Raw genomic sequence first — 25623 nt, forward strand, 5'->3', positions numbered from 1 at the left:
GCGGGCGCCGCCTGCGCGATTGGGCGTGTCCGGACGGGGTAGACCCCGGTCTGCCACGCGGGTGGTGGGGCCAACCGCGGCGGGACGCCGGCACCGGACGGCCGGACGCCTCGGGGGGCGATGGCTGATGGATCAGCGCGGGTGAGCGAGCCCGACACCTTCGGCGACATCGTGGAGTTGCGGGTGCACGGCGTCTCCGGCGCGAGCACCGAGCAGGTGCTCGGCCTGGAGCGGACGGTGCAGGTCGCCGGCGACCGCGTGGGCGGCTTCGTCCGCGTCCGCCCTCACTGGTCCACCCCCGAGGCGCGCGGCGTGACGCTGGAGGCGTACCGCTGGGGCGACCTCCCCTCCGGGACCGTGGGCCGGACCCTGGCGCTGGTGCTCCTGTTGCCGTACCTGCTGGTCAACGTGGCGATCTGGATGCGTCCGGCGAACCCCCGCTCGGAGGCCGTAGTCAAGTCCCTGTGCCGGGTGCTGGCGCTGACGCTCACCGCGCTCTACGTGCTCGCCATCGCCGGTGTCGCCCTCGACCTCGTCGCGTGGCACTGCCTGAACTCGCCCCGCTGCCTGGCCGGTCGCAGTTGGCTGTCCTGGTTCAGCGGGCAGCCCCTCGGGCGACGGCTGGCGGTGTTCGCGCTGGTACCGGCCGTCGCGATCGGCCTGATCTGGCGGCTCAGCAACCGCCCCGGGCGGTCGTTCGAGGCGTTCCGCGCGCCCGACGAGGAGGTCTCCGGACATCGACTCAGCACTGTCGGCACGTGGGACTCCGAACCGCTCGTCGGACGCCTGCGGTCCATACACGTCGCGGCCGCGTTCGGGACGCTCAGCCTCGTCCTGCTCGCCGCCCGCGCCGCGAAAGGCGCGTCGACCGCCACGGTCGTGTTGGCGGTGGCCACCGGCGTGCTCCTGGCGGCCTGCGTGGTGCTGCTCTGCACGCCACCGTTGATCGATCGATCCCCCACCGACCGGCGGCTCGACGCGATCACCACCGCCCTCCGGACGACAGCGATCATCCTGACCGTCGTGGTCGTGGCCCATGTGCTGACCAGCACCGCCACCTGGCGCGAGGTGGATGCCCTGCCCGGCTACGACGCCACCCTGATCTGGCTGTTCTCCGCCCAGACGACCCTGCTGGCTGCTCTCGGTGTCGTCCTGCTCTGGCGGCGCGGAGGCAGCCCACTGTTCGGACTGGGAGCGTTGGTCATCGCTGCCACGGGGATCAGCACGGCGGTGGCGTACTCCGCCGAACTCGTCTACCGGGTGGCGGACTACCTCGACCGCGACCTGCCGACCGGGGAGGGCATCGCGACCGGCCCGCCCCGGGCGTACACCTGGGCGACCTTCGGTTTTCTCCGCACCGCGGTGGTCACGGCGCTCGTCGCCGGCCTGGTCGTCATCGTCTCCCGCCCCGGCCGCCGCCGCGCGGCGGCGGCGATCATCGCGCGCGACTACCCGAACGCGCCGGCGGAGGCCACAGCGCGACTGCGCCAGGTCCGTGACGCACTGGCCCGAGCCAGATTCACCGAACGCCTGGTGCTGCTGGCCGTGGTCTTCGGCTGTCTCGCCGGGATCGGCTCCGCCACCACCACCCTCGATCTGCTGGGGCTGTTTCCGGGCGACGTCGTCGAGCGGTACGCCCGGTTGCCGTCCGACGCGATCACCTTCGCCATCGCGTTCGCCAGCTGGGCGAAAGCAGCGGCCATCCTCGGCCTGGTACTCGGCGGAGTCTTCGCCTACCGCACCGAGGGGTTCCGGCGGCACGTCGGCGTCATCTGGGACCTCGGGACCTTCTGGCCCCGGGCGGCCCACCCGTTCGCCCCGCCCTGCTACGCCGAGCGGGCCGTGCCGGAGCTGACGCGACGCATCACCTACCTGGTCGAGCGCGGCAACGCCGTGCTGCTCTCCGGACACAGCCACGGCTCGGTCCTGCTCGCTGCGGCCGTACTCCAGTTACCGCCCCGGATCGGCAGCCGGATCGCGCTGCTCACGCACGGCTCACCGCTGCGCCGGCTCTACGCGCGACTGTTTCCCGCGTACATCGACGACGCGGTGCTGCACGAGATCGGCCGTCGGGTCGGCTGGCGGTGGGTGAACCTGTGGCGCGACACCGACCCGATCGGTGGGCGCGTCTTTCCAGACCGGGAGTCAGCGATGCCCGAGGGTGACCCGGCCGCGGCGGTGGACCGCCGGGAGCGCGATCCCAGCGACGTGGTGACGCCGCCGGGCGACAGTGTTCCCCCACCGATCCAGGGGCACTGGCGGTCCGAATCCGACGAGCGATTCGTCGAGGCGGTACGGGAGTTGGCGCAGCGCCTGCGGCACGCGCCGCCCGAGTGACGCGAGTGATCACCGCGCCGGCAGGGCAGGTTCTCCTGGCCCGCACCCATCGCGCCGTCCGGGCGCGCCGGTCGTCCAGGCGGGTCCTGGGGAATGCGAGCGCCGTCGGCAGGGACGAGTGAGCGCTCGCCCAGCGTCGCGGACCCGCAAGGAGGAGATCAGCCTACGGAGCGTGAAACGCGGTGCCGGGACATTGCCGCTCATGATTGTGGTCGTCCGGTGGCCTGGCTAGCGTGCTCGTCGGGGGGCGGCTTGCCCTCGGAGCAGCTCCGCTCACCTCTGGAGGTCGACGTGGCCGCGGTTTCCCACCCGCTGTTCGCCCGGGTCTACGAGCGGCTCTCCGTCGCCATGGACCGCGCCGGCACCGCCGCGTTCCGCCGTGACGTGGCCGCCGGCCTGACCGGCCGGGTGATCGAGGTAGGCGCCGGCAACGGACGCATGTTCGCCCACTACCCCCGGGCGGTGACCGAGGTTGTCGCGGTGGAGCCGGAGCCACGGCTGCGTGCCGCCGCCGTCCGGGCCGCCAGGACCGCACCGGTGCCGGTCACGGTCGTCGACGGCCTGGCCGAGGCGTTACCCGCCGGGGACGGCGAGTTCGACGCCGCAGTGATCGCGTTGGTGCTGTGCACCGTGCCCGACCAGACGGCCGCGCTCGCCGAGATCCATCGTGTGCTGCGCCCGGGCGGGCAGCTGCGCTTCTTCGAGCACGTCGCCGCCGAGGAGCCCGGCCCTCTGCGCCGGGTCCAGCGGCTGCTCGACGCCACGGTCTGGCCGAAACTGTTCGCCGGCTGCCACACCGGCCGCGACACCGTGGCCGCCATCGGAGCCGCCGGGTTCGCCATCGACGAGGTGCGCCGCTTCCGGTTCCCCGCCACCAGTTCCAGCCCCTCCTCGCCGTGCGTGCTCGGCCGGGCGACCCACGTGGAGCAGCGGCCGCACTGAGCGTCCGGCCTGTGTGGATGACGCGAATGCGAACCTCGCCCTACCTCGCATTTACTCCTTATTGTCCCGTTTTTATGACAAATGCACCGATCCCGTGATGTCGTGGTCAACGCACCCGGCCCGTGTCACCAGGCCGTTCTGAGCAGGACGCGCCACGCCTCCTGCGAGTTTCAGCACGGAGGTTGATCTGTGACAGCACAACCCATTCGTCATCTCAGGCGGGCGATCCTGCCGGCCCTCGGGGCCTCCGCGGCCGTCGCCACGGCCGCAAGCCTGCTTCTCTTCAGCTCGACCGCCGCCAACGCGGCCGATGCCCCGGTGGGGTTGGGGACGGCCGGCAACTTCTCCGTCCTGGCCGGAGCCGAACCGACCAACACCGGCCCGAGCTTCCTCGCCCAGAGCCTCGGCAGATTTCCCGGCAGCACCTCGTCGGGCTTCGAAACGGCGACCATCGGTGGTGAGATCCACCTCGGCGACGCGGTGGCGCTCCAGGCCCAGAGCGACCTGACCACCGCCTACAACGATGCCGCCGGCCGGACCCCGTTCACCAACCTGCCCGCGGAACTCGGAGGTAACACACTCAACGCGGGCGTCTACCGGATCGGGGCCGCGCAGCTCACCGGGGCACTGACACTCAACGGCCAGGCCAACCCCGCGGCCGTGTTCATCTTCCAGATCGACTCGTCGCTGACGACGGCGTCGAGCAGCAGCGTCGTCCTGATCAACGGAGCATCGGCCTGCAACGTGTTCTGGCAGATCGGCAGCTCGGCGACGATCGGCACGAGCACCACCTTCATCGGCACCATCATGGCCCAGGCCGCGATCACGATGGCCACGGGCGCGACCCTGCAGGGCCGCGCGCTGGCGCGAACCGAGGCCGTCACCCTCGACACCAACACCATCACCGCGCCGGTGTGCGCCGGGCCGACCGGTCCTCCCGGACCGACCGGACCAGCGGGACCCACCGGACCGGCCGGACCCTCCGGCCCACCCGGCAGCCCCGGAGCACCCGGAGCACCCGGCAGCCCCGGAGCGCCCGGCAGCCCCGGAGCACCCGGAAGTCCGGGAGCGCCCGGAGCACCCGGAAGTCCGGGAGCGCCCGGAGCGCCCGGCAGCCCCGGAGCGCCGGGAAGTCCGGGAGCACCCGGCAGCCCCGGAGCGCCCGGTAGCCCTGGGGCACGCGGAGCGCCCGGAGCGCCCGGTAGCCCTGGGGCACCCGGAAGTCCGGGAGCACCCGGTAGCCCCGGTGCACGCGGTGAACGGGGCGCACCCGGTGGATCGGACCAACCTGTCCTGCCGGTCACCGGCAGCGGTGCGGTACCTGCGATGACGGGTGTCGGAAGCGTCCTGGTCGCCCTGGGCGGACTCGTGCTCTTCCTCGCCCGGCGCCGACGGTCGCAGATCTCCTGATCGACGGGCCCGGCCGGTGTGTCCTGCCGGCCGGGCCCCGATCGACATCGGTCTGCGGGCGGTCGTCCAGGCGTACGCAGGCTGCGTCGCGTCGGCCACCGGGTCGGCACTGCCCTCGTTCACAGACGGCGCCGACTCGTCGGACGGGAGCCGGGGCGGCGATCGGTGGCAGCTCAGCAGGGCGGTGCGCGGCGTGTCGAGTTGCTCAGCTGCCACCGATCGAGGGCGCGGGTCGCGGCGTCGGCGTCCGGGGTGCCGCCACAGGCCAGCTGGGCGACGGCGGTAGGGTCCGTCATCGGGTCGGCAGGCCCGCCAGCCAGTCGTCCAGGGCTTCCGGCCTCGCGAACAGCAGCACCGGTGGCCCGGTCGGGTCGGCCTGCCAGGCCCGCATCCGCCGCCGCGCCCGGCCGAACGCGGCGACGTGCCAGAGCAGAATCGAGTCCCCCGACAGCACACTGCCCACTGACTCGCGATTCCCGTTGCAGATCACCTCGCCGGTGCCCAGGCGGCGCAGCGTACGGCGCAGCAGCCGCCAGAACGAGCGCCACCGCGGGTAGTCCAGGGCGACCACCAGCTCGGCGCGCGCCAACGGCACGTCCCGCCAGCCGTGGTACGCGCCGTCGAGGATCCAGGTGTCCCGGCGGCAGATCTCCTCGATCCGACGGCGCTGCTCGGCGACCGGCACCTCGACCCACCCCGGCAGCCACAGCAGGTCGTCCACCGGATACCACGGCAAGTCGAGGCGCTGTGACAACCGCGCGGCGAGAGTGGACTTGCCGGCGCCGTACACCCCGTAGACCAGGATGCGACGCGCTGCGGTCATCGCGGCAGCGTACGCCGCCGCCGGCCACTGCGTAGTCGGGCGGACCAAGCTACGTAGTGGCTGCGGACGATCCATGGCCGGCCGGCCGCTGCAATGGACTCATGACAAGCAACGAGGCCGCGAAGGCCACCAGCCCGGACAGCGCCGAGGCGATCGCCCGGCCCACCACGACACCGATCACGCCGCCGCAGCGGACCGACGACGCGCCGGCCCGGGCGGACATCGCCGCGCCGGCGCCGCCCCCGCTGCGGGCACCCGAGCAGGCCCGCCAGGCGGAGCAGGCGCAGCGCGCCGAGGGGTCGCCCGCCACGGCGGCCCCGGTCACCAGAGGCGACGCCCAGTCGGCACCTGCCACCCCGACAGCGACGCCGACGCCGACGCCGACGCCGACGACCATCACCGCCGACACCGTCGCCGCCCGGGCCGTCGTGCTCGACGGCGCGGAGAACGGCCTGGTGCTCACCAATTTCACCACCCGCGCGTACACGATCGGGATGAACGGCGGCACCAGCACCATCAGCCTGGCGAACGACAAGCGCGCGTACACGACCATCCTGGACGGGCAGAACGGCAACCTGTGGGCGGCCAACAACGTCAACAGCCGTAGCCTCAGCGCCAACCAGGTCGACCTGGACGGCCCGAACAACCACATCAAGTTCTGCCACAGCAAGACCCGCACCTACACCGTCGGCATCGACGGCGAGCACAGCTCGATGTCCTTCGCCCACCCGGACACGCGGCAGTACAAGCTGCTGCTCAACGGAACGACTGGTGACCTGTGGGCAGCCAACAACCTGAACAGCCCCAGCGTCACGGCGACGAACATGTCCGCGACGAACGCGGTCAGCTCCAAGATCGTCGCGGCGAACCAGGTCGACCTTGACGGTACGAACAACCACATCAAGTTCTGCCACAGCAAGACCCGCACGTACACCGTCGGGATCAGTGGCGACCAGAGCTCGATGTCCTTCGCCAATCCGGACACCCGGGCGTACACAGTTGTCATCGACGGTGTGCACGGCGACATCTCGCTCAGCAACGCCGACCTGGCCGAGGAGTTCGACGTCGCGGCCGACCACCTGCACTCGGCGATCCCGGGCGCGGTGCTTGTCATCGGCGAGACCGGCGCCTTGGAGCTGGCCGACAAGCCGTACGACAGCGCGGTGGCCGGCGTGGTCTCCGGAGCCGGCAGCTTCGCCCCGGCGATGGTGCTGGACCGGCGTCCGGACAGCGACGAGCGTCGGCCGCTGGCCCTGGCCGGCAAGGTCTACTGCCTGGTCGACGCGGCACACGGCGCGGTGCGTCCCGGTGACCTGCTGACCACCTCCCCCACCCGGGGGCACGCCATGCGGGTGGCCGACCCGCTCAAGGCGGTCGGTGCGATCCTGGGCAAGGCGCTGGGGCCGCTGCCGACCGGCCGGGCGCTGGTGCCGATCCTGGTGACCACGTCATGACCAGCCTGCGTCAGGCGGCCGGGAAGTACCTGCGGTTCGAGGCGCCGATGACCATGCGGGAGGTCGGCGGCGAACTCGGCCACCCCACCGGGTCCAGCAAACGGCTGCTGGTGCAACTGGACCAGACGTCGAGCGAGTGGTTCTCCGGCAGCCTGCTGCCCTCCAGCGTGAAGGGCAGCGCGTGGCTGCGGCTGTTCAGCGACGGTTTCTACATGTTCGAGGGGCACGTGCACGAGAACGGGGCCGTCGCGCACAGTTGGGCGATGGTGGCCACGCCGGGCTTCGTGGACGCCGACGGCAACGCATTCGTCTTCTCCGCCAGCGGCAAGGTGTCCGACAACGAGAGCAGTGACGACTTCGCCGAGCACGGGCACGACCCGCGGATCGCGCAGTACTGGGATCAGCTCAACAACGCCACAGTGAACTTCCGGCTCAGCGTGACGATGAACGTCGGGCAGCTGATCGGCAACATCCTGAAGTGGATTCCGCTTGTCATCCTCGGTGCGGCGGTCGCCGGCTGGGTCGCGTTCTTCGGTCAGCCGGGCAAGGTCCACGCCTACAAGGACGAGAACGGCACCGTGCACATGTGGAAGTCGAGGGAGTGACGCCATGACGAGCGTCCGTACGGCCGCGACGCGGTACCTCGACATCCGGGCGCCGCTGACCCTGCGCCAGGTGGGGGCGCAGGTCGGGCATCCGTCCGGGTCGACCCGGACGGCGATGGACCGGCTGGAGCAGGAGTGGAGCCACACGTTCTCCGGAAGCCTGCTGCCGTCCAGCGTCAAGGGCACGGCCTGGCTGCGGATGGCCAGCGACGGCCACTACTGGTTCCAGGGGCACGTGCACGAGAACGGTCTCCTCAGCCACAGCTGGAGTTTCGCGGCCGGACCGAACGTGGTGGACCAGAACAAGAACGTGTTCGTGGCCGTCGCGAGTGGCCGGGTCACCGACGACCACAGCAGCGACGACTTCAGCATCACTGGCCACGACCCGCGCATCGCCGAGCTGTGGGAGCAGATCCGGTACGCGCCGGTCAGCTTCCGACTCGACGTCACCGCCAATTTCGCCGAGCTGGCCAAGAAGGTGGGCACGGGGATCCTGACCGTGCTGGGCATCACCGCCCTGGTGGGCACGGTGAACGTCCTCGGCGCCAAGGGGGCGGAGTGCCACGAGGACTCCAACGGCCGGGTCACCTGCTACACGAAGAACTCCTAGCGTCCCCACCGACGGCCGGCGGCCGTGGCGCACGTCGCGCCACGGCCGCCGCGTGATCAACCCGCCGGCCGCAACGCGTCGGACAGGTCCCGTCGCGAGGTCACCGCCAGCTTGCGGTACGCCCGACCCAGATGCGTCTGGACGGTACGCACCGACAGCACCAACTGGTCGGCGATCTCCCGGTCGGACAGGCCGCGGGCGGCGAACCCGGCGATCTGCGTCTCGCGGGCGGTCAGCCCCGCCACCGTCGCCGGGTTCCCGCGCACCGTCGCGCCCAGGCGGGCACGCAGGTCGACGGCGAGCCGGACGCTGTCGGTGGTGGCAGCCTGCCGGCCGAGTTCGTCGGCGACCTTCAACGCCTCGCCGGTCAGGTTCAGGTCCACGAGGCGGTGGGCGTGTTCCAGCATCACTGTCGGGTTGCGCCCCGCCAGCGCGATCACCGCCCGCCCGGCGGCGACCAGCCGTTCGGCGTCCACGTACCCGATGGCCTCGGCGATACGATCCGCGTAGCGGGCGGGACCGGCGACCGGGTCCAGGTGTGCGGCGTAGATGAGATAGCCCAGCTCCACCAGCCAGCAGCCGGACGCGTGGGCGACGACTATCGCCTCGTCCATGAGCTGTCCCGCCCGTACCCGACGGCCGGACGCCGCGGCGATCGCGGCCAGCGCCCACGGCCGCAGTCCCGGCACGAGCGCGACCGCGTCGACGGGATGCTCCCGCAGCACCACCTCCGCCTCGTCCGGACGGCCGTCCTCGGCCAGGGTGACGGCGAGCCAGCCGGTGGCCTCGGAACGGAACATCCCGGTGCCGCCGGTCTGCTGCGCGACGGCGTCCCGGAGCCGGCTGATGGCACCCGCCCGATCGCCACTGACCCGCTGGGCGTATCCGTCGAAGAGGGGCCAGGCGGTGTGCGACAGACCGGAGACGAGCGGGTCCGGGGGCAGCGGCCAGCGGCCGGCGGCCGGGTCCGTGACCGGGCCGGTCGGGATGGGTTGCCGCCACAGCTCGGCCAGCGCCAGCGCCGCCCCGGCCATGCCCCGGACCTGCGGCAGTGCCGACGAGCCGGACCGCTCGACCGCGGTGACCGCCGCACGGCCCACCCGTACCGCCTCGTCGGTGCGGCCGGTCAGCACCAGCGCGGCGACCGACGCCAGGGTGACCCGCAGGCGCGCGCCGCGCGGAAGCGACGCCCCCAACAGCTCACGTGCGCGGTGCAGCGCCCGCCCCGCCTCGCCGCTGAACAACTGGACGACCACGCCGACCGCGGCCAACTCCGCCCGGCCGGCCAGGTCACCGGCCGCCTCGGCGTCCGCGCGCAGTCGACGCAGATCGTCGTACGCCTGCCGTGGCTCGCGACCGACCCAGGTGCGGTGCCCGGCCAGGGCCATTCCCACAGTCACCCGGGCGGTCCGGTCCCCGACCGTCTCGGCGTCCCGCTCGGCGGTCCGCAGCGTCTCGTACGCCTCGACGGCGCGACCCTGCTCGACAAGAGCGGCACCGAGCGCGACCGCCGCCGAGGCCCCGCCGCCCTCCTGCCAGGCACGCCGGGCCAGTTGTTCCGAGGCGGCCGGGTCGGCGTACAGGCAGAGTTTGGCCGACCTGACCAGCTCCGGCGGGCCGATCGGTTGCCCGGCGTGCGCCGCCCAGAGCGCGCTGGCCATCTCGTGTGGGCCGTGCAGAGCCGTCTGCCGCGTGCTGGCCAGCAGCGCGGCGGACACGCGCCGACGTCGCGCGGGCGACATCCGCCGACGCACCGCGGCGCCGAGCATCGGATCACGCAGCCGCACCAGGACCTGCGGACCGCGCTCCTCGCTGCGGACCACGCCGAGCTGTTCGAGGTCGGCGAGCAGTTCCGGCGACGCGGCGGCCTCCACGACGGACAGCGGCAGCGGCCCGCCCAGCGCCAGCGCGGCCAGCGCCTCCTCGCCGGGGCGGCCGATGCGGTCCAGTTCCCGGTCGAGCAGATCGGTGACCTGCGCCGGCACCGCCAGGCCGGCACGCCAACGCCACTGGTCGGTGTCGCGCACCAGCGAACCGACCTCCCGCCCGTGGTCGATCAACGCCACCGCGAGATGCGGCAGCCCGCCCGTCCACTGCCACAGGAGCTGGGTGGTGGACCGACTGACCGGGCCGGTCAACAGCTCCTCGGCAAGCGCGCCGACCTCGGCCTCGGCCAGGGCGGGCACCACCAGCCGAGACAACCCCACGTCCTTCCACAACGCGACGACCGCGTCCGGGGTCGGAACCCCGGACCGGACGGTGACCAGGGCACGAACCGCGCGAGCCTGGACGAGACCGAGCAGCACGCCTGCGGACGGCCCGTCGAGCAGGTGGGCGTCGTCGATGACCAGGACCGGGGTACGAGTGGCCCCGCACCGCTCGACCAGGCTGGCCCGCACGGTGCTGTGCACGAGGGCCGGGTGCAGAGCGGGGTGACCGCCGGCGAGGAGTTGGCCGAGCGCGCCGAAGGGCACCTCCTTGCTCGCCTCGGTGGCGGTGATCCACACACCGGCGAAGAGCCGGGGCGCCAGGTCGGCGACGACCGCCCGGGCGAGGGCGGTGCGCCCGACCCCCGCCGGACCGATGAGGACGGCGCCATCGGCCCGCACCAGCCCGGCGCGGGCCTCCGTGATCAGGCCGTCACGCCCCGTCAGCATTCCCGGATGATGACCCGCCCCCTCGCCCGTGGCCATCATCCATCCGACACCTGTCACCCAGCGGCAATCTTCCTGGCCAGGTGCTCCCACACCGGGCGGGCTCGCCTGGGCCTCGTCGATAATCGCTTGCCGCGCACGAGGGACGTCGCCAGAGTGGTGCCCATGACGTACTGACGGACACCACCCGAGCACCGCGCCGAGGCCGCTTCGCGGCGACCGGCGCCGTACCGCCGTCCGTCCCTTTCGCTTGAGCGAGAAGTGAGCGTCGTTGTCTGAGCACCACTCCCCTCGGGAGTTCCTGTCCCCGTCTGCCCCGGCCACCGTCGCCGTGTTCGCGTCCCCCGCGAGTTGGATCGAGTCCGCCGCTGTGGACCAGTGTCGGCAGGTCGCCGCCCTCGACGGCATGATTCACGTCGCCGGCATGCCGGACCTCCACCCGGGCAAGGGCGCCCCGATCGGCGCGGCCATGGCGTCGACGGTCCTGTACCCGTTCCTGGTGGGCTCCGACATCGGTTGCGGTATCGCCGTGTTCCCCATTCGGCTCCGGCGCGTCGTGCCCGAGCGGCTGGCTGCCCGGTTCCCCGACCTCGACCGCGCGCTCGACCCGGAGCAGGACGCCGACGACCCGGCCTGGACCGTCGTCGCGGGCGACATTCCCGCCGGTCACCTGGACGGTCTCGGCACGGTCGGCCGCGGCAACCACTTCGTCGAGCTGGCGCGCGTGGACACCGTCTTCGCACCTGACCACGCGGACCGGCTCGGGCTGGGCAGCGGTGACCTCGTCCTCGTCGTGCACAGCGGCTCGCGGGGCCTGGGCGAGCGGATCCTGCGGACGCACACCGAGGCGCACGGGGCGGGCCCCGCCGCGGATCCGGCCGACTACCTGGCCCGGCACGACGAGGCGGTGCGCTGGGGCTCGCTGAACCGACGGCTGCTGGCCGCCCGGGTCGCGTACGCCCTGGGGGCCGAGCCGACCGAGCCGGTCGTCGACCAGTGCCACAACCTGGTCGAGGTACGCGACGGCGTCTACCTGCACCGCAAGGGGGCAGCGCCCGGCGACGGCCGCGACGTGCTCGTCGCCGGCACACGGGGTACCGCGTCGTATCTCGTTGCCGCCCACGCCGGGGCGGACGCCAACCACTCGGTGGCGCACGGCGCGGGCCGGAAGATGTCCCGCGCCGACGCGCTGCGCCGGGGCCGCGCCAAGCACACGGTCGAGGAGCTGCGGCGTACGCCTGTGGGTTCCCTTGTGGTCTGCGGCGACCGCCAGTTGCTCTTCGAGGAGGCGCCCACTGCGTACAAGCGGATCGAGCAGGTGATCGCCGATCTCGTCGAGCACCGGCTCGCCACGCCGGTGGCCACCACGATTCCCCTGGTCACCTACAAGACGCCGGAGGTGGGAACCGCGTCACGGTCGGATCGGCGCGACAAGCGCCACGGGCGGGGTCGGTCGTGAGCGCGCAGCTGCTGCTGTCCGCCGGCCGTGGGCCACGGGAGTGCGCCTGGGCGCTCGGGCAGCTCCTGGGTCGCCTGGAGGACGACGCCACCCGACGCGGCGTGACGGTCCAGCGGGTCGACCTGGTGCCCGGTGACCGGCCCGGCACCTACCGGTCGGCGCTGATCCGGATGTCCGGCTTCGACGTCGAGGCGTTCGCGACCTCCTGGACGGGCACGCTGTGCTGGCAGGCCCCCAGCCCCTACCGGACCAGCACCGGCCGGAAGAACTGGTACGTGACCGCTCAACCGCCGCCGAGCGACGCGCCGACGACGACGTTCGCCGAGGCCGACGTCGACATCGTCGGGTGCCGCACCGGCGGTCCCGGTGGCCAGCACCGCAACAAGGCCAGCACGGCGGTACGCGCCACCCACCGCCCCTCGGGCCTCGTCGTGGTCGTGGACGACGAACGGCAGTTCACTCTCAACCGGCGCATCGCCCTGCACCTGCTGCGGCAGCGTGTCGAGCGCGGCGACGAGGTGGCCCGCCGCGCGGTCACCACCGCCCGCCGGCGCATCCACGACGACCTCGTGCGGGGCGACCCGACCCGCATCGAACGTCCGGAGCCGGCGCCCGCGCCGAGCCGGCGGCGGGGCGGACGGCCGACCTCCGGACGCTGAGGTCGGGCGTTCCGGCGCCGCTGCGGTGGCGCCGCGCCCGGTGCGGGCTCAGACCTCCAGGACCGCGTCGGCGAACGCCCGGGGCGCCTCCTGGGGCAGGTTGTGCCCGATGCCGCCGCCGACGGTCCGGTGCTCGTACCGGCCGGCGAACTGCTTGCCGTAGACACTGGGATCCAGGTGGGGCGCGCCGTTGGCGTCCCCCTCCAGGCTGATGCTGGGCACCGTGATCTGCGGCTTGCCGGCCAGGCGCTTCTCCACCTCGTCGTACTGCGGTTCGCCCTCGGCGAGGGCCAGCCGCCAGCGATAGTTGTGGATCACGACGTCGACGTGGTCGGGGTTGTCGAACGCGGCGGCGCTGCGCTCGAACGTCGCGTCGTCGAACGTCCAGCGCGGCGACGCGGTCTGCCAGATCAGCCGGGCGAAGTCGCGACGGTTGCGGTCATAGCCCTGCCGGCCGCGCTCGGTGGCGAAATAGAACTGGTACCACCAGGACAGCTCTGCCTTGGGCGGCAACGGCGTCCGGCCCGACTCCTGGCCGTCGATCAGATAGCCGCTCACCGACACCAGACCCCGGCAGCGCTCCGGCCACAGGGCGGCCACGACATCGGCCGTACGCGCGCCCCAGTCGAACCCGGCCAGCTTCGCGCTGTCGATGCCCAGAGCGTCCATGAGTGCGACGAGGTCGAGCCCCAGGGCCGCCGGTTCGCCGTTGCGCAGGGTGTCGTCGGACCGGAACCGCGTCGTGCCGTGACCCCGCAGGTACGGCACGACGACCCGGTGGCCGGCGTCGGTGAGCAGCGGTACGACGTCGGCGAAGCTGTGGATGTCGTACGGCCAGCCGTGCAGGAGGATCACCGGCTCGCCGTCGGCCGGGCCGGCGTCCACGTATCCGACGTTCAGGACCCCGGCGTCGATCTGTCGCACGTCATCGAACGCTGCCATGGAACCGGTCCCCTTCTTCGGCTGACTTCCTCTGTCGACATGCGGCTGGGGAACATCGGCCCAGCTCCGACATCGTAGGGACGCGCGGGCCGCCCCACGGCGGGTTGCGCGAGAACGGCAGGGCTGGTGCGCGAATGGCTAGGATGCGTCCCCGAACAGGACACTCGCCGTGCGGGCGCGACGCTGGTCGTAGGCTGATGGCATGGCTGAGCGATCCCTGACCCTGATGGCGGTGCACGCCCACCCCGACGACGAGGCGACGAGCACCGGTGGAGTCCTTGCCCGGTACGCCGCCGAAGGTGTCACGACGGTCCTCGTGACCTGCACCGACGGGCGGTGCGGCGACGGCCCCGGCGGGGTGAAGCCCGGCGAGCCCGGCCACGACCCGGCCGCCGTCGTGGCGATGCGTCAGACCGAGCTGGAGGCCAGCTGCGCGACGTTGAAGGTCACCCACCTGGAGACGCTCGGCTACGCCGACTCCGGGATGATGGGGTGGTCGACGAACGACCAGCCCGGCTCCTTCTGGACGACGCCGGTGACCGAGGCCGCGGACCGGCTCGCCGCCCTGATCCGCCAGTACCGACCGGACGTCATCGTCACCTACGACGAGAACGGCTTCTACGGCCACCCGGACCACATCCAGGCGCACCGCATCACCATGGCCGCCGTCGCGCAGACCGACGTGCCCGCGAAGGTCTACTGGACCACCGTGCCGCGGACGGCGTTCACGGAGTTCGGCCGGATCATGAAGGAGCTCGGCGTCGAGTGGGCCGACCCGGACCCGTCGTCGGACGTGCCCGAGCTGGGCCTGCCCGACGACGAGATCACCACCTGGGTCGACACGCGGAGCTACGGCGCGCAGAAGTTCGAGGCGCTGGCCGCGCACGCCAGCCAGACCGAGAACATCTTCTTCCTCCAGCTGGGCCAGGAGCGGTTCACCGAGCTCATGGGCACGGAGACCTTCGTCCGGGTACGGGACACCACCGACGCGCCGGTGCCCGAGGACGACCTCTTCGCCGGCCTGCGCTGACGCGTACCCGCGGCCGACTACGGGGCCCGCTACCGTTGCCGGGTGCGGGTGGTGGTGGCGGAAGACCTGATGTTGTTGCGGGACGGGCTGATCCGGCTGTTGGAGGCCCACGGCTTCGAGGTGGTCGCCGCCGTGGGCAGCGGGCCGGACCTGCTGACCGAACTCGTCACGCGGCGTCCCGACGTGGCAGTGGTCGACGTGCGGCTGCCGCCGACGTACACCGACGAGGGCCTGCGGGCCGCGCTCGCGGCGCGGGCCGAGGTGCCGGGGCTGCCGGTGCTGGTGCTCTCGCAGTACGTGGAGCGGCTGTACGCGCGGGAGCTGCTCGCCGACGGCCACGGCGGGATCGGCTACCTGCTCAAGGACCGGGTGTCCGACCTCGGCGAGTTCGTAGCCGCGGTTCGCCGGGTCGCCGCCGGCGGCACCGCGCTGGACCCGACAGTGGTGGCGAAGCTGCTCGACAGCCGGTCGCGGGTGCTGCCCCTGGACCGGTTGACGCCCCGCGAGCGGGAGGTGCTCGGACAGATGGCGCAGGGCCGGTCCAACGCGGCGATCGGCACGGCCCTGTTCATCACGGAGAAGGCCGTCGCGAAGCACACCAACAGCATCTTCGCCAAGCTCGGGCTGCAGTCGTCCGAGGACGACAACCGGCGCGTCCTCGCCGTTCTCGCCTACCTCGACGCATAGGGGTACTGGTACCACCCCGGGAGGGGTTCCAGGCTCCTCGAAACGGGCCTCGTCAGCGACGAGCCTGAGGACATGACCGCAACCACCAGCACGAGGACCCTCCACGCGGGCCCCGTTCCCCGGGCCGACCGCGCCCTCGCCCCCGACCTCGCCCGCGGCGCCATGCTGCTGTTCATCGCGCTCGCGAACGCCGCGAACGCCGCGTTCGCCGGCCAACCCGGCCTGGACGGCACGCCGCACGGCGCGCAGCGCGTCGTCAACGCCGTCCTGGCGATGTTCGTCGACAGCCGCGCCTACCCGGTCTTCGCCGTCATGTTCGGGTACGGCCTCGTGCAGATCGCCCGGCGGCAGGGCGACGGCGCACGGCGGATCCTGGTGCGGCGTAACGCCGCCCTCATCGTCTTCGGCCTGTTCCACGCGGCGCTGCTGTACTTCGGGGACTTCCTCGGCGCGTACGGCATCGTCGGTATCGCCGCCACCCTGCTGTTGCTGCGCCGCGGCGACCGGTTCCACCGTGTCGTGCTCTGGCTCTGGGGGTTCCAGACCGCGTACGCCGGGGTCCTGGCGGTGACCGCGCTCGTCGGCGCGCGTGGCGGCGACGCCGTCCTCACGAACACGCCGAACCCGTCGCTCGCCGCCTCGTCGTACGGCCAGTCGATCCTCGACCGTCTCGCCGAGTGGCCGGTCCACACGGTCACGGTGCTCCCGTTCATCGTCATCGTGTGGTTGGGCATCTGGGCGGCCCGCCGCCGCATCCTGGAGAACCCTGCCGCACACCGCACGCTGCTGCGCCGCGTCGCCGTCGGCTGCCTCGGCATCTCCGTCGTCGGCGCGCTTCCCTACACGCTCGTCGCCGCTGGCGCCGTGCACGTCGACGCCGCTACGGTCGACGCCATGGCACTCGTTCACGCCGTGAGCGGCGAGTACGGAGGGCCGGGCTACGTGGCGCTGTTCGGCCTGCTGGCGCTGCGCCTCGATCGCGCCCGCCGCGGCCGTGCCGTGCTCGCCCCGGTGATCGCGCTCGGGCAACGGTCGCTGAGCGGGTACCTGTTGCAGTCCGCGGTGTGGCTGGTGCTGTTCGCGCCGTTCGCGCTGGACCTGGGCGGCACGTACGCCGCCGCCGGCGCGGCGGTCGTCACCTGGCTGGTCTCGCTGGTCGCCGCCTGGGCTCTGAGTGTCACCGGTCGCCGGGGGCCGGCGGAGACGCTGCTGCGCCGCGTCACCTACCGCGCCGCCCGCCGATGACCGCCATCACCCGCAGGACCGTGGCCGGGGCGCTCTGCGTCGCGGCCACGGTCGCGTGGCTGGCCACCGGCCGGGGCGTGTTCTGGCCCCGGTGGGTCTACTTCGCCGTCGGCGTCCTCCTGCTCGGCCGGCTCCTGCTGCGGCGGGCACTGCGGGTGCCACCGGGCCGGCGTCTCTGGCTCGCCCTCGACGCCGCCGCCTGCACCCTGGTCTGGTGCGCCGACCTCAGCGTCTGGGTGCTCACCGGCGGTGGCTATTTCTGGCCGTTCTGGACGCTGCTCGGCATGGCGACGATCGTCGGGCTGCACGCCTGGGTGGTCAGCCGCCCGCCCGGGGCCCGGGAGCGGGAGCTCACCGATCGGATCGCCACGCTGACCCGGTCCCGGCGCAGCGCCGTGGACCAGCAGGCGGCCGAGCTGAAACGGATCGAGCGGGATCTGCACGACGGGGCCCAGGCCCGCCTGGTGTCCCTGGCGCTGGCCCTGGGCCTGGCCGGGGAGCTGCTGCGCCGCGACGTCGACGGTGCCGCGCAGCTGCTGGCGGAGGCCCGCGCCACGGCGACCGCCGCCCTCGACGACCTGCGCACCGTCACCCAGAGCATCCACCCGGCGGTCCTCGCCGACCGCGGCCTCGGTGACGCCGTCCGCGCCCTGGCGCTCGACCTCGCCGTGCCCGTCACCGTCGTCGGCGACCCGCCCGCGCAGCTTCCACCGGCGGTGCAGACGGCGGCGTACTTCGCGGTGGCCGAGGCCCTGGCCAACGTGGCGAAACACAGCGGCGCCACGGCGGCGTGCGTGACCTTCGACGACGGGGTCGGCGACGTGCTGCGGATCCGCGTCGACGACAACGGCTGCGGTGGCGCCGACGCGAGCCGCGGCACGGGCCTGCGCGGCATCATCGGCCGACTCGACGCCATCGACGCCCGCCTGACTGTCGACAGTCCGGTCGGCGGCCCGACCCGGGCCACCGTCACGATCCCGATCGAGCCAGGATGACCCGTGGGCGAACGACACCGGCGACGGCGGCGCTCGTCAGGACGTCGCGGCCGACTGCCCGCTGCGGCTGTCCGGTCGTACGCCCTGGTCGGGGCGCTCGGTCAGCACCCGGGGGCCAGCCTCGGTAACCGCGACCGTGTGCTCCGAGTGGGCCGAGCGCGAGCCGTCCGCGGACCGGATCGTCCACCCGTCCTGATCGAATTTGATCTTGCCGGTACTGCGGCAGAACCACGGCTCGATCGCGAGCGTCAGGCCGGGCTTGAGCGTCATGCCCCGCCCGGGTCGGCCGTTGTTGGGCACGTGTGGGGCCTCGTGCATGGTCCGACCGATGCCGTGCCCGCCGAACTCGTCGTTGATCTGGTAGCCGTAGCGGTGGGCGACCTCGCCGATGGCGGCGGAGATGTCGCCGAGGTGGTTGCCCGGCCGCGCGGCGTCGACGCCGGCCGCCAGCGCGACCTCGGTGGCCTCGATCAGCTTCAGGTCGGCCGGAGTGGGGGTGCCGACGATGACGGACAGCGCGGAGTCGGCCGCCCAGCCGTCGATCCCGACCGCCATGTCGATGCTCAGCAGGTCACCGTCGCACAGGACGTAGTCGTGCGGCAGGCCGTGCAGGACGGCATCGTTTACCGAGAGGCACAGGACGTTGCGGAACGGGCCACGACCGAACGACGGCGTGTAGTCCCAGTAGCAGGACTCGGCGCCCCGCTCCCTGATCCGGCGGCGGGCGTGGCGCTCCAGGTCCAGCAGGTTGACCCCGACGGCCGCCACCGCACGCAACTCGGCCAGCAGCTCGCCGACGAACTGGCCGGTCACGGCCATTCGATCGACCTCCGCGGCGGTCTTAAGCTCGATCACGATCAACCCTTCCCTCTCCTGTCCGGTATAGTTATACCACGTCGAGCGGAGGGGCCGGCGGGTCGACATTGCCGGTCCGTGCGGGCGCATCTATCCTGCTCACATGGTTCGCCCACCCCTCACACCGGAGCAGATCGCCGCCGGGCAACGCCTCGGAGCGGCGCTTCGGGTCGCGCGGGGCGGCCGCAGTCTCGTCGAGGTGGCACTGGCGGCCGGCATGTCGCCGGAGACGCTGCGCAAGATCGAGGTGGGCCGGCTTCCGGCACCCGCGTTCGGCACCGTGGTCTGCCTCAGCGAGGTCCTCGGCGTCGCGCTCAGCGACCTGGCCGAGGTGTGGCTCGCCGACTCGCGCGTCCGCGAGGCGTCCTGAGCACTCGATCGACGACCGCCGGGTAGCTGCTGCCCGCGGTTCGGCCGGTCCCGCAGCCTGGACGACCCGACCGGCTCCGTCCTGGTCGGGCCCTTCCGTGACGCCGGGGCGCGCACTCCCCCGGCCAGGTCCGCTCGTCCGTCCTGGCTGAACCGCGCCAGGCCCGTCGCTCCACTGGAGACTGTCGGATTTCCGCGATCGCCAAGGCCGGCCCGGGCAGAGGATGCCGCACGTCGATGTCGTCGCTAAGGTCTTGGGCGTTCGGGAAGGATGGCCCCGATGCGACGCGGACAGGCATTGACCGCGGTTCTCGCGGGACTCGGTGTCCCCGGCCTGCTCGCCGTGTGGAAGAGCAGCCTGATCACCGATCACCCGGCTGCCGCAATCGCCCTGGCGGTCCTGTGGGAGGTCTGCCTGGGCTTGTTCCTCGTCCTGACGGGCGTCGCCGGCCGCCAAATCGACCGCCTCCGTGACGTGCTGGACAACGCCGCCACCCAACGCCTCTCGGGATACGGTCGCCGGTACCGGGAGTTCGTGCTGTCATCCCTGCGCTACGTGGACGCGAAGGGACTGGCCACGGTCGGAGACCAGTCTCCGGAGCTCGAGGAGGTCTTCGTCGAGCTCTCGCTCGTTTCCCGCGCCCCACACGAGGTGCCGGGCAGCGTGCTGGCTGACACGCCACTGGAGGTGTCCGACCGGGTTTCGGTCTGGACCGTCCTCGGCGACGCGACGCCGCGCGTGCTCGCCGTTGTCGGCGCGCCGGGTTGCGGTAAGACCACACTCCTTCGCCACGTGGCCCGTCGACTGGCCAAGGGCCGGATGAGATGGCGGCGGCCGATTCCGTTGCTTCTGATCCTGCGCGACCAGGCCGCCGCGCTTGTCGACAACCCGGCCCTGACCCTCGCCGAGGTGGTGGGCAGAGCGCTTCCGCGCCTGGGCGGCGGCGACGCGGAACGGTGGTGGGAGTACCGGCTGGTGCGGGGCCGCTGCACGGTTCTCATGGACGGCCTCGACGAGGTAGGTCGCTCGCAGGATCGGCAGATGCTCAGCGACTGGATCGACACGCAGGTCGCGGCCTACCCGAGGAACGACTTCGTCATCACGTCGCGGCCGCACGGGTACCAGACGGCGGTCGTACGCTCGGCACAGGTGTTCCAGGTACGGCCGTTCACCGGAGAACAGGTGGACCAGTTCGTTCGAGGGTGGTACAGGGCGATCGAACGGAAGGCCGCGTCCAGTGTCAACCCGGCGGTCGATCGTGTCGCGGACGACAGCGCGGAAGACCTCCTGCGACGGCTCGCGTCGACGCCCGCGCTCTACGACCTGTCCGTCAACCCGCTCCTTCTCACGATGATCGCCCACGTCCACCGGTACCGCAGTGCGCTCCCGGGCAGCCGCGCCGACCTGTACGGCGAGATGTGCCAGGTGATGCTGTGGCGCAGGCACGAGGCCAAACGGTTGCCGGTGGAGATCCCCGGCGCCACCAAGGAGCGGCTGCTGGCCCTGCTCGCATACACGATGATGTGCCGACGCGCACGGGACATCACCGTGCGACAGGTCGCCAGCATCTGCCTCCCCATCCTGCAACGGCTCACCGCCGAGGTGACGGTGGCCGACTTCCTCGCCGACGTCACCTCCAACGGCCTGCTGCTGGAACGGGAACTCGACCTCTACGCGTTCGGGCACCAGACGTTCCAGGAGTATCTGGCCGCGAAACACATCCGCGACCACGGGCTGGGGGCCGATCTCGTCGCCTGTGTGACGGACTCGTGGTGGCGGGAGGCGACACTGCTCTACCTCGCCAACGCCGATCCGGACCCGATCGTGGCGGCCTGCCTCGACGCCGCCACCATGACGTCGCTGTCGTTGGCGTTCGAAGCGTCCGAGACCGGCGGCGAGCTTGCCCCGGATCTTCGCCGCCGCCTTGCGGAGATCATGACGACCGGATTCGAGGACGGTGCCGACCCGCAGCGGGTGCGGTTGGTGGCGGGGGTTCTGGCCGCCCGTCATCTCAGTCAGCTGATCCCCCAGCCCAACGGCACCATGTTGTGTCCGCATCCGATACCCGTGAACCTCTACTCCCTCTTTCTGCGGGGCACCGGCAATCCCCCACCCGTGTGGCCCGGCCTGGCGGCCCAGCCGCAGACCGAGGCGGTTGCCGGGGTGTGGAGTTCGGACGCCCACTCGTTCGTGAACTGGTTGAACACGCTGTTGGGGGGAAGCGGCAGGACCGACTACCGGCTGCCCACCAGGCAGGAGCTTGACGGCCTGGAGGCCCTGCAGGCACCGAGTCCGCGCATCTTCCTGTCCCAGGCGACGAGCGTCTGGGTGCAGCCGGACCCGGGAAGCCGGAGCCCGCAACTGTGGGTGGCGCGGGGAGCTTCGTCGCCACGTGTGGCCACCGGGGCGGAGGTCGCTCAGGCGTTCCGTCGCGACATCGCCGTCGCCGGCCTGCTGGCTCAGGCGAATCTGGCCGCCGCCTACGCGGTCGGAAAGAGCCTGGCGGATCGGATGGGGGTTCCCGACGCCGGCACCGATCTGGCGGGCAGCCTCGACCGGCTCGCGTCCGTCACGTCCGAGCCGCCGCTGGCTCGCGAGTTCACCACCCTGCTGGCATTCGGAGCGAGGACGGTGCCGTTCGCCGCTAAGGAAAACTATTCCCAACGCTACATCGGCACCCTGCTGCTGCAGTCCGATCTGTGGGCGCTCCTCAAACTCATCGAGCGACTCTCCCCGCCGAACGAGCCTGAACCGGCCTTCACCGACATGACCACGCGCGCACTCGCGGCCGTCGACCGCTCGGACGTCAATCCCAAGCATCTGGAGGCCGTCCGGCGCGAGCAGACGCTCGGGGGGAACTCGCAAGGGGCGATCGATCTCATTCACGAGGATGAACTGCGCAGGTACATCGGCACCGGCCTGACCAGGGCGCTGGGCGCCGTCTTGTCCGCCCGCCGACGGTTGACGGAGGCCGAACTGGACGGACGATTCGCCGACGCGCTGCTGCGCGACACCGGATTCGCCGGCGAGGAGGAGCTCGACGTCGAGTTGGAAGCACTGCACGACCGGGCCCTGACCGCGCACGTGTTCTTCGAGGGTGTGGACCGGTGGTGGGCCGGCCCGCTGGCCGGCCGGCTCGTGACGGCCACGGAGCAACTGCTGGCGAGGCGAACCACGCCGCTGGGCACCCTCGGAGCACGGGTACGGTTGGCGGCCGTCGTGCTGGCCGCCGAGGCGAGGTTGCACGGTGCCACCGACGTGCACGCGGCGTTGAAGGAGATCGGCCACGGCGCGACGGCCATCGAATCGAACGCCCGTGACCCGCGCTGGCTGGAACGACTTCTCGTGGCGCGCGCCTGACGACCCGACCTGTTGGTCTGCCTCAGCGAGGTCCTCGGTGTCGCGCTCGGCGATGGGGCCGAGGTGTGGCTGGCCGACGCGCAAGGCCGCTGACTCCACAGAGGACTGTCGGATATCAGCGATCGCCGTCGTCGGCCCGGGTGGAGGATGTCGGACACCGATCTCGTCGCTAAGGTCCACCGTGACAAGCGCCTGCCGGGGAGGCGGTGATCGATGCGTTGCGTCACCTGTGGGGCCGACACCGATGCGGCCCTCCCCACCTGCCAACGGTGCGGTTCGGCCCTGCCCGGGGCGGCCACCGTGCCGCAGGAGCAGGCTCCGCCTCGCGCCGTCCCGGTCGCGACCGACCCGCCCGGCGCGGCACCCCTCGCGACCGCATCGACGGTCACGCCGCCTCTCACGACGGAACTCCCGGAACCATCGCCACTTTCGATAACGTCGCCCGTCGTCGGCGAGGCACCAGGCGCGCCGTCGCGGCCGGGCGTGCCACCCCCGCTGTGGGACCTGCTGGTGTGCGCGCTGCTGTTCGCCGGCTGGGTGCTGGTGCTGCTTGTCGTCGCGCTCGCCCGGGGCGCCGAGGAGCCGTCCGAGGTGCCGGGTCGCCTGGCCCTGTGGCACTACGTGCTCGCCGCGCTCGCCGTCGCCATCTACCTGTTGACGGCCGTCCGGGGCGTACCCGAGTCACCCGGCTACCTCTGGGCGCGCGCCGCCAGTGGCGACGGACGTGACGGTGACCTGCGGCGAGGGCTCCAACTCCTGGTGCCCACGGTGGTGGTGACAGTCGCGGTGGCGCTCGTCGCGGGCATGACCGTGCCGCTGTCCGCCGCCGTCCCCGGCGCGACGTCCACGTCGGCGACCCCGACCGCCGACGAGGGGGTGTCCACCGAGACGCCGCCGACGCCCGACCCGGTTCCGACGACGGCGTCCGGCCTGGAGACGCCGACGGCGACGGCGAGCGACGATCCGGACACGCGGCGGCGTGCGCAGGCCGAGGCGGTGGACGCGCTGCTGTCGGAGTCGATCGCCTCCCGCGGCGACCTGGCCACCGCCATCGCCGCAGTGGGAGACTGCCGCGACCTGGACCGCTCGCTCACCCTGCTGGACGGCGTCACCCGGCAACGCCGCGCCCAGCGTGACCAGGCCGGAGCGCTGACCGTCGATGCGCTCGCCGACGGAGCGGCGATGCGCTCCCACCTGGTCTCCGCCTTCACCTACGCCGGGGACGCCGACGCGGCGTACGCCGCCTGGACGCGGCGCTCCATCAGCTCCGGCTGCTCACTCGACGCCAACTGGCGGCGGGGCAACCAGCTCTCCGAGCAGTCCCAGAAGGCCAAGAACGAATTTCTGCGCCGGTGGAACCCGATCGCCGTCTCCTGCGGGTTGCCCACCCGCACCAGCAAGGAAATCTAGGGAGCCGGGAGATGACGACGTGACGGTGACCGAGGCGTCGCAGACCGAGCACTTCGACTTCCCGTCGTACCAGGTGCCATCGCGGCTGTCCGACACCACACGGCGCCTGTGCGGCGCGGCCTACCTCGACCAGACGTACGCCGACACGGTGATCAGGGAGGTGATCGAGGACGAGCGGCGTGCCGTCGCGCTCTCGTTCGGCTTCGACCTCAACGCGGTCGTCCGGCACTGCTTCCGGGCACGGCACCGCTACCTGACCCGCGACGCCATCCTGTTCGGCCTGCTCCTCATCGGTGTGGTGACCTCGCTCAGCGCCACTGCCGGTTGGCTGGTGCTCGGATTCACCGTGCTGCTGGCGCGCTCCGAGGAGGCGCGCAAGATGTCCCTGCCCGTCCGCGTTTTGTTGTTCGGAACGCTGCTCACCATCGTGCTGTGCAGTGGCGGCCTGGCGCTCGTGCTGCCCCTGTTCAGTGTGTCCGACGGCCTCGAGTTACTCGTCGGCCCACTGCTGGGGACCGGCCCCGATCTCAGTGCCGACGCGCTCATCGACACACTGCGGTCCAGGATGACGGCCGGCCTCTTCGGCGTGGTGGCCTGGATGCCCCTCCTGCTCGGTGCCGCCACGCTTGCCGTCCTCGTCCGGTTCGAGCGTGCCACCCACCAGATCCTGACCGACGAGCTGCGCCCCGGCATCCCACCGGTCCTGCCGACCCTGCCCAACGAACGGGTGGCCCGCCGGCTCGACCTGGTGGCCCGCGCCCAGTACGGCAACATCACCGTCCAGGAGGACGACCCCTTCCTGGGCTGCGGCGCGCCGGAGCACGGCTGGTCGTACGCCATCGCGGTGCAGCCCGCCGTCGGCCTGGCCCCCGGCACGGATGCCCCGCCGATCGACCAGGCGGAGCTGGGGCCGGCGCTGACCGCGCACGTCCGGGCGGCGATCCGGCGGATGCGGGAGGATCCGCTGCCCCGCGCCGTCCGGGTGCCGGGGCTCTCCCTGGTGCCGCACATCGTCGCCGACGGCGTACGCCGGCAGGGTGACCCGCTGCTCGACCCGGCGACCGGGATGCCCCGCAGCCGCGCCTCGGAAGAGGTTGTCGACGTGATCGTCCGGCATCCGCAGGGCGGGCTGCGGTACTACGACCGGATCGTGGTCAGCGGCGCCGGCAAGCCGCTGCACACCGCCGACGGGCGGCTCGTGCTGCCCGAGCAGGACCTCGGCATCGACATCTCCGCGTTCGTGCACGCCGCCGTCGAGGGTGGGTTGCTCTACGTCGAGTTCGTCAGCACCGTGATGTACCCCATCAAGGCCCGGTACGCGCTTGTCGACCGGCTGCGCCCCGAGCAGTCGACGGTCCGGATCGCGCGTGGCGTGCTGGCGAACATGGTGACCGACTCGGTGCTCAGCGGCTGGCACCTGGTCAAGCGACTGCGGCACGAGCGGGGCATGAAGACCCGGATGGACGACGCGCTCGCCGCGAGCGAGCAGTTCCGGACGCACGACTACGGCGCCCGGGTCAGTGTGCGTCAACTCGTCGCCGAGCCGGCCGCGGTCAAGCACCTGCAACTGCTCGACGAGTGGAAGTACACCAAGCTGCTGGAGCGGGCCGTGCTGGAGGCGGTCGTCTCGTTCCTGACCGAACGTGGCCTGGACACCGGCGATCTGCCGCAGCGCGCGTCCCAGGTGCAGAACATCTTCGGCAACGTCAACAACATCTTCGGCGGTCAGCAGGCGATGTCCAGCTCCAACGTCTCCTTCGAGCAGCACAACTAGGA

21 protein-coding genes and 1 pseudogene are annotated in these 25623 nt (G+C 72.1%); 16 read left to right on the forward strand and 6 right to left on the reverse strand.

Translation table 11 applies throughout. From position 1 onward, the window contains the following. Positions 1–141 precede the first annotated feature (141 nt). The 3 genes and pseudogenes from ACLQ26_RS06570 to ACLQ26_RS06580 form a co-directional block, all read left to right on the forward strand. On the forward strand, positions 142–2337 hold the full coding sequence (locus tag ACLQ26_RS06570; RefSeq protein ID WP_425743568.1) for a hypothetical protein: 2196 nt from the start codon (positions 142–144) through the stop codon (positions 2335–2337). Positions 2338–2628: 291 nt separating this feature from the next. Next, complete coding sequence (locus tag ACLQ26_RS06575) at positions 2629–3279, forward strand: class I SAM-dependent methyltransferase (protein WP_425743569.1); 651 nt, start codon at positions 2629–2631, stop codon at positions 3277–3279. Between the two features lie 318 nt (positions 3280–3597). Next, positions 3598–4125, forward strand: a pseudogene (locus ACLQ26_RS06580) (ice-binding family protein); the annotation flags it as partial. 55 nt (positions 4126–4180) lie between these two features. Here the strand turns inward: ACLQ26_RS06580 and ACLQ26_RS06585 are convergent. The 3 genes from ACLQ26_RS06585 to ACLQ26_RS06595 form a co-directional block, all read right to left on the reverse strand. Then, the gene (locus tag ACLQ26_RS06585; RefSeq protein ID WP_425743797.1) at positions 4181–4549 is read right to left on the reverse strand and encodes a hypothetical protein; all 369 of its coding nucleotides are present in this window, start codon (positions 4547–4549) and stop codon (positions 4181–4183) included. Between the two features lie 313 nt (positions 4550–4862). Continuing rightward, a complete protein-coding gene (locus ACLQ26_RS06590; protein ID WP_425743570.1) occupies positions 4863–4985 on the reverse strand; it encodes a hypothetical protein in 123 nt (40 codons plus the stop codon). Next, positions 4982–5512, reverse strand: coding sequence for an adenylate kinase (locus tag ACLQ26_RS06595; RefSeq protein WP_425743571.1), 531 nt, complete (start codon positions 5510–5512; stop codon positions 4982–4984). Before ACLQ26_RS06595 ends, ACLQ26_RS06590 begins: the two co-directional genes overlap by 4 nt. Before the next feature lie 101 nt (positions 5513–5613). Here ACLQ26_RS06595 and ACLQ26_RS06600 point away from each other — a divergent pair, with 101 nt between their 5' ends. Genes ACLQ26_RS06600 through ACLQ26_RS06610 form a run of 3 tightly spaced genes read left to right on the forward strand, consistent with a single transcriptional unit; the run spans position 5614 to position 8181 of the window. Beyond that, positions 5614–6966, forward strand: coding sequence for a hypothetical protein (locus ACLQ26_RS06600; protein WP_425743572.1), 1353 nt, complete (start codon positions 5614–5616; stop codon positions 6964–6966). After that, a complete protein-coding gene (locus ACLQ26_RS06605; protein WP_425743573.1) occupies positions 6963–7571 on the forward strand; it encodes a hypothetical protein in 609 nt (202 codons plus the stop codon). The genes ACLQ26_RS06600 and ACLQ26_RS06605 overlap by 4 nt, the downstream gene beginning before the upstream one ends. A gap of 4 nt (positions 7572–7575) precedes the next feature. Beyond that, the gene (locus tag ACLQ26_RS06610; RefSeq protein ID WP_425743574.1) at positions 7576–8181 is read left to right on the forward strand and encodes a hypothetical protein; all 606 of its coding nucleotides are present in this window, start codon (positions 7576–7578) and stop codon (positions 8179–8181) included. 56 nt (positions 8182–8237) lie between these two features. Here ACLQ26_RS06610 and ACLQ26_RS06615 read toward each other — a convergent pair whose 3' ends face one another. Further along, entirely contained in the window at positions 8238–10838 is a 2601-nt protein-coding gene (locus ACLQ26_RS06615) for a LuxR C-terminal-related transcriptional regulator (protein WP_425743575.1), read from the reverse strand. A 268-nt stretch (positions 10839–11106) separates the two neighbouring features. On the opposite strand from ACLQ26_RS06615, the gene ACLQ26_RS06620 reads away from it, so the two are divergent. Next, a complete protein-coding gene (locus ACLQ26_RS06620; protein ID WP_425743576.1) occupies positions 11107–12294 on the forward strand; it encodes an RNA ligase RtcB family protein in 1188 nt (395 codons plus the stop codon). Continuing rightward, positions 12291–12953: a peptide chain release factor H gene (prfH, locus tag ACLQ26_RS06625; protein ID WP_425743577.1), complete on the forward strand. Its 663-nt coding sequence runs from the start codon at positions 12291–12293 to the stop codon at positions 12951–12953. Before ACLQ26_RS06620 ends, prfH begins: the two co-directional genes overlap by 4 nt. 48 nt (positions 12954–13001) lie before the next feature. Here the strand turns inward: prfH and ACLQ26_RS06630 are convergent, their stop codons facing one another. Then, positions 13002–13895, reverse strand: coding sequence for an alpha/beta fold hydrolase (locus tag ACLQ26_RS06630; protein WP_425743578.1), 894 nt, complete (start codon positions 13893–13895; stop codon positions 13002–13004). Positions 13896–14097: 202 nt separating this feature from the next. On the opposite strand from ACLQ26_RS06630, the gene ACLQ26_RS06635 reads away from it, so the two are divergent. The 4 genes from ACLQ26_RS06635 to ACLQ26_RS06650 all read left to right on the forward strand — a co-directional run bounded on the left by ACLQ26_RS06635 (position 14098) and on the right by ACLQ26_RS06650 (position 17852). Then, positions 14098–14925, forward strand: coding sequence for a PIG-L family deacetylase (locus ACLQ26_RS06635; protein WP_425743579.1), 828 nt, complete (start codon positions 14098–14100; stop codon positions 14923–14925). A 42-nt stretch (positions 14926–14967) separates the two neighbouring features. Further along, positions 14968–15612, forward strand: coding sequence for a LuxR C-terminal-related transcriptional regulator (locus tag ACLQ26_RS06640; protein WP_425743580.1), 645 nt, complete (start codon positions 14968–14970; stop codon positions 15610–15612). 72 nt (positions 15613–15684) lie between these two features. Beyond that, positions 15685–16857 carry a DUF418 domain-containing protein gene (locus ACLQ26_RS06645; RefSeq protein ID WP_425743581.1) on the forward strand — a complete coding sequence of 391 codons (1173 nt, stop codon included), beginning with the start codon at positions 15685–15687 and terminating at the stop codon, positions 16855–16857. Next, complete coding sequence (locus ACLQ26_RS06650; protein ID WP_425743582.1) at positions 16854–17852, forward strand: sensor histidine kinase; 999 nt, start codon at positions 16854–16856, stop codon at positions 17850–17852. The genes ACLQ26_RS06645 and ACLQ26_RS06650 overlap by 4 nt, the downstream gene beginning before the upstream one ends. Positions 17853–17888: 36 nt before the next feature. Here ACLQ26_RS06650 and map read toward each other — a convergent pair whose 3' ends face one another. Then, a complete protein-coding gene (gene map / locus ACLQ26_RS06655; protein WP_425743583.1) occupies positions 17889–18707 on the reverse strand; it encodes a type I methionyl aminopeptidase in 819 nt (272 codons plus the stop codon). 103 nt (positions 18708–18810) lie between these two features. Between map and ACLQ26_RS06660 the strand changes: the two genes are divergently transcribed. The 4 genes from ACLQ26_RS06660 (at position 18811) to ACLQ26_RS06675 (ending at position 25621) form a co-directional block, all read left to right on the forward strand. Then, positions 18811–19077, forward strand: a complete 267-nt coding sequence (locus tag ACLQ26_RS06660; protein WP_007457542.1) for a helix-turn-helix domain-containing protein — start codon at positions 18811–18813, stop codon at positions 19075–19077. Between the two features lie 279 nt (positions 19078–19356). Beyond that, positions 19357–22437: an NACHT domain-containing protein gene (locus tag ACLQ26_RS06665; RefSeq protein WP_425743584.1), complete on the forward strand. Its 3081-nt coding sequence runs from the start codon at positions 19357–19359 to the stop codon at positions 22435–22437. Positions 22438–22920: 483 nt separating this feature from the next. After that, entirely contained in the window at positions 22921–23847 is a 927-nt protein-coding gene (locus ACLQ26_RS06670) for a hypothetical protein (protein WP_425743585.1), read from the forward strand. 19 nt (positions 23848–23866) lie between these two features. Continuing rightward, positions 23867–25621 (forward strand): hypothetical protein, encoded by a 1755-nt coding sequence (locus ACLQ26_RS06675; protein WP_425743586.1) that lies wholly within the window; start codon positions 23867–23869, stop codon positions 25619–25621. Positions 25622–25623: the final 2 nt, after the last annotated feature.

The sequence above is a fragment of the Micromonospora sp. DT43 genome (assembly GCF_049841645.1).
Lineage (GTDB): Bacteria > Actinomycetota > Actinomycetes > Mycobacteriales > Micromonosporaceae > Micromonospora.